The organism is Clostridium thailandense (genome assembly GCF_019207025.1).
GTDB classification, from domain to species: domain Bacteria; phylum Bacillota; class Clostridia; order Clostridiales; family Clostridiaceae; genus Clostridium_AM; species Clostridium_AM thailandense.
On sequence record NZ_JAEEGC010000178.1, the window covers coordinates 13910 to 28469 of the forward strand.

Genomic DNA, 14560 nt, shown 5'->3' on the forward strand with positions numbered 1-14560 from the left:
ACCCTTAATCTTGGTTCTGCTCGAACCGCATAGAACATCTAAACTTATATCATCCTTCTTTAAAATGAAGTGAAATTATTAAGAATTAGATATTAGGAATAAGGTGGCAGAACCCTTAATTCTAATCCCTTAACTCTAACTCGTTCTAATATTATTAACTCTTACTCATTACTTTAAAACTTTATAAATCCTTACTTTCGTTATAGTTAAGAGCTTAAATGCTTATGATATATAAACCATAACGAAGGAGGAGTTTAATAGGGTGAAGTTAGTATTTAAATTCAAACCTAAGCTTAATGATTTACAACATAAAATTATTGAAGAACTTAGTTATCATACAACTAAGCTTTATAATATTGCTAACCATGATAATTTAAAAAATGGTTTTAAGTCTTATTATGAAATGAACACAATTTATAATGCTAATTGGCATAGGGACTATCTTCATAGCCATAGCTATCAGCATTGTTTAAGAGTCCTTGAACAAAATTGGAAATCTTATTTTAAAGCGATTGCTGATTATAAGAAAAATCCCTCAAAATATTTAGGTGTTCCAAGACAGCCTAAATATAAAAACCATAATGATAAGAAAAATGAGATTATTTTTACTTCAAGAGGAATTAGATTTAAGAATAATACACTAATGTTATCTCTATCTAAAACTGTACAAGTTGAGTATGGTGTAAAAAGTCTTAATTTTGAAGTTTCTGAAAAACTTCAAAGCCTATTTAACTGGAATAGCTTACAACAAGTAAAAATTAAGTGGGATAATAGTACCAAGGAATGGTATTTAATTCTTATTCATATTAAAGAAGAAGTGCAACTTCCAGAGGACTTCAATAATATTATGGCAATTGACTTAGGACTTTCTAACTTAGCTACTATGACTTTCATTAATGATGAAGAAAGTTATATTATTAATGGTAAACCTCTTAAAGCGATAAATGGCTTTGTTAATAAGAAAATAGCACACCTTCAAAGTATTGCTATGTACATGTTTGGAAATGATAATTTTAAAGATACTAAGCAAATTATAGGGCTAAGAAAATATAGGGCTGATTATATTAATAATTACCTACATAAAGCAAGTAGACAAGTTATTGACTTAGCATTAAAGCATAAGTGTAGTACCATTATTATTGGTGATATTGAAGGCATAAAACAAAACTTGAATTATGCCAAAGCTTTTGTACAAGTACCAATACTTAGGTTCAAGGAGCTTATTGAATATAAGGCTAAACTTGTAGGTATTAAGGTTATAATGCAAAAGGAAGCTTATAGCTCTGGTTGTAGTGCTTTAGACTTAGAGCCTATTAACAAAACTTATTATAATAAGAATAGACGTATATATAGGGGCTTATTTAAAACTAATGCAGGAATTAAGATAAATGCTGATGTAAATGGAAGCCTCAATATATTAAGGCTTTACAATAAAGATAGTTCGATAGCAATAACGCAAAGCGATGAATGTATTCCTAAACTGATACAAACAGCAAAGGATAAGGGCTACGTGAATAGTCCAGTAAAGTTAAGGGTGGCGTAGTTAGTATTAATTAAATTATTAACCTAATTATGTGGAAACTTAAATACTATACTTTACAGAAGCTCTAATATATACAAATATTTAGAGAGTTCACATTGTCTAAGAACGTTATTAAATATTCTAAAAGGGTTTAGACGTTGATTATAACTTATAAATCAATATAATAAAATATTAAAAAGGTAATAGGTAGGAATAAGGAAGTTAGTTACAAGACACAAACCTTAACCCTAATTAATATCCTTGACCCTAATACAATCCTAATTATTGGGAGGGAAACTAATGATAAAAAATAAAAATAAGAAGTCTTTGTTTGGAAAAGCTTTAGCACTTGCCTCCTTGACTTTAGTAGCATTAACACTAACTTCTGTTAAAGTTAATGCTATACAGGGGTTACCAAACCAAAATAATGACGCAGGGGATAAACTAACCGCTCAGGCTGTTTCACCAGAAGGAAAAGTAACCAGGGCTTCTTTTAACTGGAACGCTCCTCAACATGTATATTGGTATGATGGAGTTGGTGGAAGGTCAAATCAGGTGTTTTTATCAGCATATAAGGATTTTATTGTATATTCAGTAATACCTCAACCTGCAAATCATGATTATTCTAACACCAGAAATAATGGACAGATGTATGAAAATGCAAATGTAGACCCTGGCTATATTCAAGCCTATGGTTTAGTATATGGTAGTCCTAACTTTAAAAACTGGTCAGTAGATATGAATGATGTTTCTTTAGCTACTGTGAGACAAGGATGTGATGTTATAAGATAGTGAAAATAATTAGAAATATAAATCCATTGATAAATTTACTTGCTTTTATAATAAAAAAATAGTATTGTATATTTAAAATATAATATTTTGGTGATAATGATGAAAAATTATAATAATGAGTATGTAAAAAAATTAATATTTTTTAATAAAATGCCCTGTCAAATGACAGGGCATTTCTTATGCAATTTTATTGAAGTTGAAAAGTAAACATTATGGGTAAGGAGGTGAAAAAATGGAGGAAAATATTGTATGTATTGTGGGATTGGTAGCTGTAACAATTATTTCGCTGTATAAAATATATGCCGAAAATAAAAGAGATTAGGAATAAGGAAAGTTGATATGTATATAAGAAAGCTTTTAATGGGTGTTGTAAAATTAGTTAAATATCTTTTACATGCTTCTATAGTACTATGTTGTTATTTAATATTTGTTAGTGTTAAAGAAAAAGATTTTCAACTTATAATATTTGTTGCTTCTATGTTTTTGGTGAATATTTTTATATTCATTTATCTTGATTTGGTAGAGAAAAAATTTTTAAAATAAAGGAAGTTGTAAAGGCACAGACATATTAATAAAGATAAGGTAGGTATATATAATGGCGTAGAAATGAAAAAGTAGAATTGCAACCGATGATATTGTTTATTATGGCTTTAGTAGAATTAAGATATAAAAAATATGGGTTAAGGAGGTTATAATGAATAAGTTACTTGCAGGAGAAGGGCTTTTATAGCCCTTCAATTTAATATTTCACATTACTAATTTATTTAGTATATTATTGAAACTTCAAGGCCAGTAATAATAAAGTTATTTATGCTAAGCAGAATTAATAACTGCTCATTTAATAGGGGAGTTGAACTGTTAAATTTTATCAAAATATAATTATCTTCAGGTTTGTAAGTAACTTCGTCAATAGTTAAATAAAAGTTTGGAAGTAAATAAGAAGTTGAGTTTAAAATTTGTGAAAATAATTCCTGACATTGAATATAATCAAATTTTTCTACACTATTATTTAAAAGTTTTTGCATTAGGGTATATTGTAGAGTGTGTAATAATTCTTGTAACATTGTTATAGTAACTCCTGTTCATTTTTTATTAATTTAATTCAATTATATTAAGATTTAGAGAAAGTTAAAAGGTTTAGAGCGTCTTAGTATGCTTTAGGTATTTGACTATATGCAACAATCTAAGAATTTATTTAAGATAGGCAATTTTGTAGAAATTAATTGAAAAAACTAATAGAATAATATTAAAAAATCGAAATAATATAGGGAATTTAGGGGTGATTTTATATAACAATATATATTCTTATACCTTATTCTCCTTAAATTTAAAATGGAGGATGTAATATGGGTGATAATATTGAGAATAAAAAATTAGCTGTAATTAGAGAAAAGATAAGAAAGAATATCAATATGGACTTACTTAAAATTAATGAAGTATTTAATGAAGAAAGTAAAAAGTTTACAACAGATGTTTTTGCCGTTGAAGCATATCTTAGAGGTTTTGAATCTGGCAAGGAAAAATCACTTATAGATATTGGAATAAAATTTGTAGAATTGTTTAAAGATATTGAAAAAGAGACGGGGGTGACGGTTAATGAGTTCAGGTTGTTAAGTGAATGTAAGAAAGTGTGCAGAGATTAAGGGAAATAGGATTTAATAATAAAAAGATAGGGGATGATATAAGTGGAAGAATTAGTATACGATATGAGAGACAGAGAAACAAATAGTTATGGTAGTTATGGACAGCTACAGTCTAAATTGCAAGACGCAGAAATATTTGGGAAAATAAGCCAGCAGATAGCAATTGCTACAAATTTAATTGGATTACTAAGTGATGAAGTTATAGCAGAGACTACAGGGCTAAGTTTAGAAAATATCAAATATCTTAGTGGAAAAATATAAAGGTAGATAAATAAGTATCAATGTATTTTAATAATTTAATTTGCAAGTTGAGGCTATGTATCTTAATATTTTAGTGCTTTACAAATAGTAATAGCATAATAAGTATAGGATATGTAGCTGTTTTTTTATGAAATAACTACTGTTAGTGTAAGTATTAAAATTCTACTCCTGCTAAAGAAAAAATGAATATAAAGTTACAGTGTGTGACGATAAAATACGAATTACTAATGAAAGTTGGTAGAAGCATAATAAAATACATAATCAATTTACAATAGATAGGACTATTTATAGCATAGCAGTACGAAATATATATGACGGTTGTATTTAACACCACTTTTTTAATCTCTGCATCAACTTTTACAAGAGTATTTTTGATAGCCATTTTGTTCAACCTTGTAGAACGTTTTTAACATAGTAATAGGTCAAATCTTGATATATAATAAAATAAACAAATGATTAAGATATAAAACGAAGGAGAACATAAAGTGAGTGAGGAAATATTAAATAAAGAAAAAATACATGTAAAAGCTTTTAATACACTTATAGCCTATCAAAAGGGCTTAGAATTGGTGGATATGATATATGATATAACTTCAAACTTTCCAAAGTTTGAGACATATGAATTGGGAAGTCAGCTTAGAAGAGCAAGTACCAGTGTTATTGGAAATCTGGCGGAGGGAAAATCCCAGTTATATACAAAAAAAGAGTTTTCGTTTTACAATAATTCCCTGGGAAGTTGTGGCGAAATTGAGTGTTGGTTGGAGGTTTGTTGGAGAAGGAAATACATAAGTGAGCAACAATACATAGATTTAAAAAGTAGAACGATAGAAATTAAAAAATTACTTATATCGTACTTAAATAAGTTGTCAACTAAATAGTGAGTGAGACTTGAAAACTAACTCACTATTTTTCAGAAGGAATGATAATGAGACCGAAGTTAAAAGGAGTTGTAAAAATATATACTATTACAGATAACATAGACCATAGCAAGATCATGGAAATTATTAAAATACATAAGTGTGTAAAAAAGGTAATTGATTTTAGAGATGAGAAGCTATTAAAAAAATTGACAAGTACATCTCCTTTAAAGGATAGAAAAAAGTTACAGCATTATTTACAAAATGAGTTAGGAATTGATTATATAAATGAAAAGACGATAGAGATAGATATTAATGATGAATTTCCTGAAATTGAATTTATAGATAAAATAAAGCAATATTTAAAAAGACATATTTAGCTAACTGCAAGTAATTGGGACGGAACTTGTGTGTTAGGAGAACTATATGATTGCTCTGCAATTGCTGAACTTTTTGCACAGATAGTAGCACAATACTATAAAGATTATATAATTAAGGTAATAATGATTGATGAACTTGGGGTGGAAAAACAAATTTATAAGAATAAATAGCTCAATTACTGTAGCTCTATTTTTTTATGCTGAAATTCTACGGTAAAATGAAGTATAATATACTACTTAGTCAGATGTACTCGAAAATAGATTATATAGAAGAGGAGTGTACACTATAATCACAGAAGAAAATATAATTATTTACTGATGATAAAATTGAGGAGATAAAACTGAGATGGATATAAATAAATTTGTGGAAAATATGAATATAAAAAGTAGAAGGCAAGTTTTTACAAAAAAATTAAAGGTCTTTATAGATAATAAAAATACTGAAATTCAAACTATCAAATTACAAATAATAAAAGAGTTGGGTATTCTTGAATACGATGAAAAGATAGTAATGAAAGCCTTAAATATTAAAAATCTTAATAGAAAGACTATTGAAGATCAGGTTGTATTTACAGGAGAACGTATATATACATTATTAAGTGAATTAAAGACTGCTATAACTAAGTTACAAGGCTATGAAAACTTGCAAAAGAATATTATTGATGGATATATAAGTCCTAAATATGGAGTTAATGCTATTGGCCTTATAGGTGTGGCTGAACCTGCATTAGCAAGATTAACATACTCTGAAATTGGAAGTCTTTTGGGTTTTACACATATTAAGACATTCGATACATTTAAGAAACTTTGTGCTTTTATAAACAAATACAAAGAAATTATAATAAAAATCGAGGAAGAAAGTTCTTTTATAGTTGTAGGAATGACTTTATTTTGTACTTTGGAAAGAGTTGAATTGTGGGATATTGCAGGAAGATTTGAAAGAGAATATACAGATATACATATAAATGATATTCCTTTTGAACCATTGGAAATTATGAGGGAAGGATTCAAGAAACTTAAAGAAGGAAGAATGAAAATAACGGTGGAAAACTTTGAGTTATTTGATAAAATTTATAAAGAAATGTCTCCAAAGATTGAGCCTACTAAATGTGCAAAAGCAGAAGGATTGCTTGAAGAAGAATGGTTTGCCTTCTTTCCATTAGATGGTGTGTCAGAAGAGGCACTAAATGACCCATTCTATGAATATAATAGAGAAAATTTAATCAAGGAGCATGAAGATGTTAAAAAAAGTAAAGAAGATTGGTTTAATGATTTATATAACCAATATACGTTTCTTAAAGAGAAAATGGAAAAAGGTAATACTATTTCAGCTAAAGAAGAAACAACATCTAAAATAAAGATTGAAAAAACTAAACCTTTCGAGATATACGAGAGTGGAAAAGAGGCAAATATAGCAAAAATGAGAAGTCGTGGATGGTCAGAGGAGCTTATTGAACGGAACTTATTGAGAATAAAGAAAATAGAAGATGATATAAATAATTCTTACTACAATTCTTATTATACTATCTGCGAGGAACAGTATTATGATACAATATTCGATTTCGTAGCAAGTGGCAAGGGGCAATTAAAGGTTTTAAGAATGATATTTGATAGCAAGAATGAAGACGGGGACATGATATATGATCTTTATGTACACATTAAAGACATAAGACATATTCTAAAGGTTGTAGCTCCAAAAGGAACAGCACATAGAACATTAGTTGTAACACTTCCAGACAATACAATACAAACTTACACCGCCTCCAATAAAAAAAGTAATATAAAACAAATGGCAGTTGGTGTATTAAATACATTATGCTAATGCTGTCAAATATAATTTACGGGGATAATCAGTTGACTATCCTCTTTTTTAGCTAAAACTATATATAATAATCAAAAACATATTAGGGCATATGGAAATGACAGAACAAAACAAAGGAAAAAATTCAAGTAAGATTTCATAGATATCTTCCTATTCGATGTATTTAGATTTAGATTAAGGAATAATGCGTCAGCATGGAGAGCCTATAGAAAAGGAACTAAAGAAGGTTGGATACCGTTATGATATAGATAAGCTCATAAAGTATAGAAGAGGCATTCTTATGCCTCTATTTTAGTTTGTATGTATAATGCTATAAGATGGTATAATTTATAGTAATACCATCTTCTTTGGCTTTTTTTAATAAGTTATTACGCTTAATGGTATAATCTTTTATCAGTTCTTCTTGTCCTGCAAACATCTGTTGTAATATTTCTAAGTATGTTACATTTTCTGAAATTCTCTCATTTAGCATTTCTAAAGCTACTTTAATAGCTTCTTCTTCTGTTTTATAAAAAAGTTTACTTTTCGATGCGTCTTCTACTTCATAAATTTCATAATCTTTTATAGCCCATACCTTCATAATCCACATTTCCTTCCTACAGCAACTATAGTGCAATATTATACCACGCAAATTTCTTTCTAAGCTCACTCTAAAGAGACTAAAAATGAAATCTAATAAATATAATCTTCTGTAAAAACAATCTATTTTTCAATCATCAAATCGGAAAAGACAGCTTTTTGACCGACTGCCTTCTTCGCAACATTTTTGACTAAATAAATCCACAGAAAAGAGTATTATTTGCTATAACAATTATAATCAACATAGTTTTTATGTTTTAGAAATGGCGGTTTCTAAAAAACATATTGTAATTACATATTAACACGCACATAGGGGGACCTTATGGGTCTCACTTTTTGTTTATTTAAAAAGGAGTTGGTTGATATATTTATTATACCAAACTTCCTGTAATGTATCACGAACACCATAGTGAAAATGAGTATATTCTTGTTGTATATATTCAATATGAAGTAAACGGAGTGTTTAAGACACTCCTGATGTTATTTATACACCTCCCTTTATTTTGATATAATCAAATTAAGGATATGGTCTATTGTTGCTGTATGTCTCCAAGGCATTTGTGGTAAGAAACAGTCAACCAATGGTCTCAAAGTGCCTTCTTTTTTATTGATTAAATTTATATCGTTTATCTAAGTTTAACAGACTAAGCGGTTCAATTACTGATGTACGCCTCTAAGGCGTATAGTTCATAAATAAAGCTGTTAGATGTTTTCAGAAATGTTATTACTCATTCATTAGATATAAAGAAAAATGAGGATAGTTAATCTATTTTTAATAGAAAAAGATGTTCTATTACTTCTATACGCCTTTAAGGCGTACTGTTAATAGATTAAGCTGTACTAAGGGTATTAATAATTAAGAAATAATTGAACAACTAACTTAATCAATTAAGTATAGCTAATTTAACTAAGTAAGTTGTTCTAAATACAAAGTTAAGTATGCACCATTTATATAAGTTAGTTATACATTGAAATTACTTGATTTGTTGGCTTTTTATTCTCTGGAAATACTATAAAATTTGAGCGAATTTTACTAAGACAAGGTTAAGCAGTATTAGTATTCTCGTACATATTTAAATATGTTATTATAATATGTGTAAAGCATTGACTATTGGCAATTTTAATGTATGCCATTCTATATAGTTAATGATAACTGTAAAAATTTGGGATTAAAAGAGATATATTACACACAAGTAAAATTAATTTTTAACAAATGATGGAGATTCAATAGAATGAGAGAATATGAAGGACGACAAATGACGCATAGTGACTTTATTGCTAAAGTGACTGAATATGCCCTAAGTAGTGAAGGAAGAACACAGGCTATTTTTAAGAAGTTACTACAAAGAGATAAAATAAATCATTTTGCGTTGATCGAACAAGATATGAATAGAAATGGGGAAACATTTAATTATATAATAGAAGCTATTGAGAAAATTGCTAAAAAGCATAGCATAAAAACTAAGGTTAACTCCTTTAAAGAAGCTGAAGAATTATTAAAAGAAGTAGATTTAAGAGCTGTTCTTGGAGTAAAGACTGAGTTAAAAGAAGTATTTACTATAGACTTGTTCTTAACTCATAGGGAAAAGAATTGGAAAGAACTCTATGTTAACTATACTAAAAATGGATATAGAGTATTCCTAAAAAGAAAAGAAGCAAGCTATACTGAAGACGGTGAAATTGAGGGGTTTGAATTAAGCTTTGATATAATTGATCTGTACAAGATGTTATTCAAGACTAAATATTACGAAACAATGGAGGAATTGTGCAAGATATTCAAGATAGAAGTAAAGGGTGAATTAAAATTCAGACAAGCCCAAAAAGAAAAATTCGCAGATAATATGATAGAATTAGCTAATATAAATAAATACTCAAGCCTAAGCGAATTAGTGGGTAAAAACTTGATTGTGCTAAAAGAATTAAATTTAAAATCTTTAATGCACTCTCTAACTGTAGAGAAAAGCTACAAAGGAGAAACAGTATTCTTCGCACCTGTAAGAGACTTTAAAGATGAAATGGCTGAATTAGGTAATCAGTTAACAGAAGGTAAAGAAAAGATTGAAACATTATCTACTTCAACTATTGGCAGGTTATTTCAGCTTTACAGAGTCCTTGGATTAATCGAAATGGTAGAAATAAAAAATGTGCCACAGTCACTTTTAATATCTGCTCCTGTGCAAGATAAATTACATGTAGAGAGTGTTTACTATAGTATTCCACAATACAATAGCGTATCCTTAAATAAGGCTGAGAAGATAGCTAAAAAGCTTGTTAAAGGCGGATTTAAGATAGGAGAAATTGATTATGAAACTATTAATAAAATCCTTGGAAAGAAAATAGCTGATAAGGCATATGCACATGTATATAATAGGATAGAAAAAGAAAACGGAATTAATGCACTAAACATCCAATTAGAAGAGCAAGGGAAGGATAAAATTCTTTATGGAAAAACTAAGAGAGCTAAAACTATTGAAGAAAAGAAAGTAGCTAAGGCAAATGGTACATATTGTGAAGAGACTGAAATACCATTTTAAAAGAGAGGTTATTGTTTTTTTATTCTAATCCAATTTTGCAAATCCACAATATGTTTTTAAGCATAGAATAAATTATTGTAATAAATAAAATACTTAATAATAAAGTCTATTGTGGATAATTAAAAAGTGTTAAGAACAAAATAATTTAAGTAAGGAGTATAAACAATATTATGAGTCATTTAGATTATTTAAATGAATTAAAGCGTTATTATACTATACTTGGAAAAGAGAAAAATAAAAAGGGAGAAGAATTTTATGTTTGTGCTATAAAAGAAAAGGATTATTATAAAATGATAATTTTAAAAAGTATTGATAGAATACAGCACAAATCGTATTTAAATATCTCTACAGAATATGACAGCAATGATAAAAATAAAATGATTTTGAAAATAGCCGATATTATAGTTGCAGAGAAAAACATAGGAAATGGCTCTATATTAATGAAATATTTATTTCAATATGCAAATAAAAATGAGAATATTAAAAAAGTTATAGGAACTATGTCTGAGATAGATAAAGACCATTTTGATAGACTTGAACACTTTTATAAAAAACATGGGTTTAAAGTTGTATTTTATATTGATGATAAAGGTGAAAGAATAGCGGGAGATATAGAAAAGGATTTATAAGAAATTGTGGTATTTCTAAGCTTTTAAATATAATAAAAATTATGTGCGAATTTTTATTATTAAGTAGCACCAGAGGAGACTTGCATGGTGCGATTAAGGGCTAAATGGGACGATATGTTTAGAGTAAAGCTTTTAATTTAAAGAGTAAAAAAGTTCATGGATTTACTTTGTAGTTTTACTATGGTAAAATGACTAAAAAGGAATAAAAAGGTGTGAGATAGATTGTTTAATGTTGGAGAAACTGTATATCTTGGATTTAATAAATTAAATATAGATATAAATGAGAGCTGTATTGTTAGCTAAGATAAAAGCTACAGTACAGTCTTTTTTATTGATGTTTGCAAGTAAACATTATACATAAATATCATATTAAGATTAGTGATATTTTAAGGGGTATAACAGAAATTTGGTTAGGATAGCAAAGGATAAATATAGGCATAAGCCTTATGAAGTTTATATCTACGAAATAAACAAAAGATAGAAGAAGGAATAGCGGTGATAATAGATATAAATTTTATAGCAAGTGAGTTGTCGACATTAGTTTGAAAGAATTAAGTTTAGTATAAAAAAGGAGATGATAATTGTGGCTAAAATTAGGAATAAGGTAAGAACAACTGGAACAAGAAAGAAAACTACATGCTCCAAAGGGCTTCTGAAATCTGAAGCTGAAAAAAACACTGAGTTTGTTTTGAAGTTTATGAGAGGATATTACCAGATATATTATTAGGTAAAGGGAAGTATTGGGATGGCTACTATAAAAAAATAAAAATAAATAAAGCCTCTAAAAAAGTCATTAAATATAGAGCTAAAGTCTAAAACAGCTAAAGACTTAGAATATTGGGCAAGAAAAATTGAAGGATCTAAATAATTATATGATTTATGGTGTTAGGTTTTTAGAGAATAATTAGATAGTAAGCCTATATCACTTAAAATTAATTTGAGAGAGATGGAGTTAATGGATGAATTCACAAAACAGATTTCAGAATTGATTAATCAAGAGGTAGATAGAAGAGTAAAGAAAATAGTTAAACAGAGGATTGATGATGTGGTAAAGAGTTTAGCAAATAAGCTTAGTATAGCTGATATAGCATGGGCTACAGAATTATCAGTTTCAGAAGTCAGAGCATGTTTGCAGGAGACTGTAGATATACAAAATAACATTTTGAAGCTTTGCAGAAAAAACGATGAATTGGAGACAATAGAAAGTTATTTTAAGTTAGGTAAAGGTAAATCAGGTATTGAAATAGATTAAAATAAATAATGAGTTATGCTCTGGAATAATCCAGAGTATTTTTTATTTTAATAAGAAATTAATGTTTATTAAATAACCAAGAAAATTAATTTGTTTAATTATAAAAATAATAATATATTTGAAATAATAAATGTTGATAGTGACTTCTACTTTTTTACGTACATGACAATTAATGCAAAAATGTGATAAAATAGTAATTAATATTGACTAATATATAAAGTAATTTGAATGTAAATTTATTTATGTAGAGGGTGGGGGATGCACTTGGAAAATAATTGTGTTAGTTATCCTGTTGTTGAGAAATATAAAGAAAGTGGTCAAAGGCAAGTTTTTAGAATAATACATCCTGAGTTCGGAGAATGTATTATGAAAAAAGGAAAATGTTTATCTAATACTTCATTAGAAAGGATAAAAAGAGAAGTAAGTATATTAAGAGAAATAGATTCGGCTTATTTTCCTAAGAACTATCAAGCTAATTACTTTAGTTCAGGTGAATTTATAATTTTTGAGGAATATATAAAATCTAAGACTTTATCAGAATTTAAGGAAAAATTTAAAGGTGATGAAGAAAAGGTATTTAATCTATTTATTAATATAATAAATGGTTTGGAAATAATTTGGAAAAAAAGAATAGTTCATAGAGATCTAAAACCAGATAACATACTAATATTATCGGATGGCAGACCAGTAATTATAGATTTAGGTATAGCAAGAATGTTGGAAGAAAAATCACTTACATTAACAATTCAGCAAAATGGACCTTGTACGCCCGTATATGCTTCCCCAGAGCAAATATCTAATAAAAAAAATAGTATAGATATAAGAAGCGATTTTTATTCATTAGCAATAATTATAGCTGAATTGATACTTGGGGAACACCCATTTTCCACAAAAGTTGTTGGACAAGGAATGAGTACCTTTGAAAATTTATTAAATAATAGGTATAAACTTAAATATGAAAATATTATTATTTCAGATAAGGCAAAGAGGTTAATAGACAAGCTTTTACAAAAAGAACCTTATCAAAGGGTTAAAACTGTAAAGCAATTAAGAGAGAAAATAAATGAAATTTTATTTTAGGTAACAGAGAGGAGATATAATATGAATAAAATAGAAGTTTATCATCAATGTGGTCATAATGATGTCTGGAATTTTGATATATTTAATAAAGATAATATAGGCGATGGATTTATATTTGCTCCTAAAATGGCTAAGTATGACAAAATAGAGGAATTAAGTCTTGATATAAAAAATAAATCATTTTTTGATCCCCAATTTTATTATCCAAGAAGTACAGTTAAGAAGTTTTCAAAGATTGATTTTTTTCCAAATGTCATTACAGGAGGATATAGCACAATTAATTATGAAGAATTATGCTATGAATCAGCAAATAAATGTGTAGAATTTCAAGTATCACAGGATTATAAGTTTATAGTAATTCCAACTATTGTTTATGATGAAACACCTCAAGACTATATTGAGCTTTTAAGAAGCTTATATATAGAGCCATTTTTACAAGAGTGCATAAAGCAAAATATAAAAGAGAAAAAGATATTGTTATCTGTTGTTATAAAAGATACTCAACTGGCAAATGAAGAATTCAAGAATGAATTATTAAATTTAATAACTGGCTATGAAGAAATACAGGGAGTTTATTTAGTTCCTTCAAGTAAAGGTGTAAGCAAGAGGATAAAAGATATGGATTATATATTTAATTTGTTAACCTTTATAAAGGATTTAAAAGAAAATGATATGTATGTTCATCTTGCATATATAGATATAGAGGGGATAATATTTTCATTATCAGATATAGATTCTGTATCAATAGGCGTATTTGAAAATATGAGAAAATTTAATTTGGAAGATTTTAAAGAGAAAACGGATGGAAGTCATCCTAATGGACCTAATAGAAGAATTTATAGTAATAAGTTGTTTCAATGGATTGATTTTGATTATATAGGTGCGATAGAGGGGATGGATGTATTTGCTGAATTATTTGAAAATAACAAATACGTAAGTTTTAATGTTCCAAATGAAAAGAATTGGCATTTTAAGAATCCAGAATTATATAAGCATTATATGATGTCGATGTATAATCAATACAAAGCACTTCCATTTGACTATGAAAAAAGGTATAATTTTATATTGAACAATTTAAAAGAAGCTATAAAATCGAATGAGTTAATAGAAAATGAAGGAGTGCTATTTGATGGTAACAGTAATGGAGAACATTTATACAAATGGGTTACAGCCATTAATAAGTATAATAAATATTTGAAAGGGGAATAA

17 protein-coding genes are annotated in these 14560 nt (G+C 27.8%); 15 read left to right on the plus strand and 2 right to left on the minus strand.

Features of this window, described 5'->3' with window-relative positions:
- Positions 1-262 precede the first annotated feature (262 nt).
- The 3 genes from I6U48_RS26530 (at position 263) to I6U48_RS26540 (ending at position 2857) form a co-directional block, all read left to right on the plus strand.
- Positions 263-1543 (plus strand): RNA-guided endonuclease InsQ/TnpB family protein, encoded by a 1281-nt coding sequence (locus tag I6U48_RS26530; protein WP_218323527.1) that lies wholly within the window; start codon positions 263-265, stop codon positions 1541-1543.
- Between the two features lie 279 nt (positions 1544-1822).
- Entirely contained in the window at positions 1823-2314 is a 492-nt protein-coding gene (locus I6U48_RS26535; RefSeq protein WP_218323528.1) for a hypothetical protein, read from the plus strand.
- Between the two features lie 339 nt (positions 2315-2653).
- The gene (locus I6U48_RS26540; RefSeq protein ID WP_218323529.1) at positions 2654-2857 is read left to right on the plus strand and encodes a hypothetical protein; all 204 of its coding nucleotides are present in this window, start codon (positions 2654-2656) and stop codon (positions 2855-2857) included.
- Between the two features lie 221 nt (positions 2858-3078).
- Here I6U48_RS26540 and I6U48_RS26545 read toward each other — a convergent pair whose 3' ends face one another.
- The gene (locus I6U48_RS26545) at positions 3079-3378 is read right to left on the minus strand and encodes a hypothetical protein (protein ID WP_218323530.1); all 300 of its coding nucleotides are present in this window, start codon (positions 3376-3378) and stop codon (positions 3079-3081) included.
- Positions 3379-3660: 282 nt separating this feature from the next.
- Between I6U48_RS26545 and I6U48_RS26550 the strand changes: the two genes are divergently transcribed.
- From I6U48_RS26550 to I6U48_RS26575, 6 genes are all read left to right on the plus strand, one after another.
- Positions 3661-3957, plus strand: coding sequence for a hypothetical protein (locus I6U48_RS26550; protein ID WP_218323531.1), 297 nt, complete (start codon positions 3661-3663; stop codon positions 3955-3957).
- Between the two features lie 42 nt (positions 3958-3999).
- Positions 4000-4218, plus strand: coding sequence for a hypothetical protein (locus I6U48_RS26555; protein ID WP_218323555.1), 219 nt, complete (start codon positions 4000-4002; stop codon positions 4216-4218).
- A gap of 485 nt (positions 4219-4703) precedes the next feature.
- Positions 4704-5096: a four helix bundle protein gene (locus I6U48_RS26560; RefSeq protein ID WP_218323532.1), complete on the plus strand. Its 393-nt coding sequence runs from the start codon at positions 4704-4706 to the stop codon at positions 5094-5096.
- Between the two features lie 47 nt (positions 5097-5143).
- Positions 5144-5455 carry a hypothetical protein gene (locus tag I6U48_RS26565; RefSeq protein ID WP_218323533.1) on the plus strand — a complete coding sequence of 104 codons (312 nt, stop codon included), beginning with the start codon at positions 5144-5146 and terminating at the stop codon, positions 5453-5455.
- 30 nt (positions 5456-5485) lie between these two features.
- Positions 5486-5626 carry a hypothetical protein gene (locus I6U48_RS26570; protein ID WP_218323534.1) on the plus strand — a complete coding sequence of 47 codons (141 nt, stop codon included), beginning with the start codon at positions 5486-5488 and terminating at the stop codon, positions 5624-5626.
- Positions 5627-5801: 175 nt separating this feature from the next.
- A complete protein-coding gene (locus tag I6U48_RS26575; RefSeq protein WP_218323535.1) occupies positions 5802-7277 on the plus strand; it encodes a hypothetical protein in 1476 nt (491 codons plus the stop codon).
- A 310-nt stretch (positions 7278-7587) separates the two neighbouring features.
- Here I6U48_RS26575 and I6U48_RS26580 read toward each other — a convergent pair whose 3' ends face one another.
- The gene (locus I6U48_RS26580; RefSeq protein ID WP_218323536.1) at positions 7588-7857 is read right to left on the minus strand and encodes a hypothetical protein; all 270 of its coding nucleotides are present in this window, start codon (positions 7855-7857) and stop codon (positions 7588-7590) included.
- Between the two features lie 1231 nt (positions 7858-9088).
- On the opposite strand from I6U48_RS26580, the gene I6U48_RS26585 reads away from it, so the two are divergent.
- From I6U48_RS26585 to I6U48_RS26610, 6 genes are all read left to right on the plus strand, one after another.
- Positions 9089-10390: a hypothetical protein gene (locus tag I6U48_RS26585; RefSeq protein ID WP_218323537.1), complete on the plus strand. Its 1302-nt coding sequence runs from the start codon at positions 9089-9091 to the stop codon at positions 10388-10390.
- Positions 10391-10560: 170 nt separating this feature from the next.
- Positions 10561-11019 carry a hypothetical protein gene (locus I6U48_RS26590; protein WP_218323538.1) on the plus strand — a complete coding sequence of 153 codons (459 nt, stop codon included), beginning with the start codon at positions 10561-10563 and terminating at the stop codon, positions 11017-11019.
- A 583-nt stretch (positions 11020-11602) separates the two neighbouring features.
- A complete protein-coding gene (locus I6U48_RS26595) occupies positions 11603-11746 on the plus strand; it encodes a hypothetical protein (RefSeq protein ID WP_218323539.1) in 144 nt (47 codons plus the stop codon).
- Between the two features lie 228 nt (positions 11747-11974).
- Positions 11975-12271: a hypothetical protein gene (locus I6U48_RS26600; RefSeq protein WP_218323540.1), complete on the plus strand. Its 297-nt coding sequence runs from the start codon at positions 11975-11977 to the stop codon at positions 12269-12271.
- Positions 12272-12535: 264 nt separating this feature from the next.
- On the plus strand, positions 12536-13351 hold the full coding sequence (locus I6U48_RS26605) for a serine/threonine-protein kinase (protein ID WP_218323541.1): 816 nt from the start codon (positions 12536-12538) through the stop codon (positions 13349-13351).
- Between the two features lie 21 nt (positions 13352-13372).
- The gene (locus I6U48_RS26610; protein ID WP_218323542.1) at positions 13373-14560 is read left to right on the plus strand and encodes a hypothetical protein; all 1188 of its coding nucleotides are present in this window, start codon (positions 13373-13375) and stop codon (positions 14558-14560) included.

Coding starts and splice junctions, on each gene's coding strand:
- I6U48_RS26535 (WP_218323528.1), top strand. CDS start 1,823: ATGATAAAAAATAAAAATAAGAAGTCTTTGTTTGGAAAAGCTTTAGCA.
- I6U48_RS26540 (WP_218323529.1), top strand. CDS start 2,654: ATGTATATAAGAAAGCTTTTAATGGGTGTTGTAAAATTAGTTAAATAT.
- I6U48_RS26545 (WP_218323530.1), bottom strand. CDS start 3,378: ATGTTACAAGAATTATTACACACTCTACAATATACCCTAATGCAAAAA.
- I6U48_RS26550 (WP_218323531.1), top strand. CDS start 3,661: ATGGGTGATAATATTGAGAATAAAAAATTAGCTGTAATTAGAGAAAAG.
- I6U48_RS26565 (WP_218323533.1), top strand. CDS start 5,144: ATGAGACCGAAGTTAAAAGGAGTTGTAAAAATATATACTATTACAGAT.
- I6U48_RS26575 (WP_218323535.1), top strand. CDS start 5,802: ATGGATATAAATAAATTTGTGGAAAATATGAATATAAAAAGTAGAAGG.
- I6U48_RS26580 (WP_218323536.1), bottom strand. CDS start 7,857: ATGAAGGTATGGGCTATAAAAGATTATGAAATTTATGAAGTAGAAGAC.
- I6U48_RS26585 (WP_218323537.1), top strand. CDS start 9,089: ATGAGAGAATATGAAGGACGACAAATGACGCATAGTGACTTTATTGCT.
- I6U48_RS26590 (WP_218323538.1), top strand. CDS start 10,561: ATGAGTCATTTAGATTATTTAAATGAATTAAAGCGTTATTATACTATA.
- I6U48_RS26600 (WP_218323540.1), top strand. CDS start 11,975: ATGGATGAATTCACAAAACAGATTTCAGAATTGATTAATCAAGAGGTA.
- I6U48_RS26610 (WP_218323542.1), top strand. CDS start 13,373: ATGAATAAAATAGAAGTTTATCATCAATGTGGTCATAATGATGTCTGG.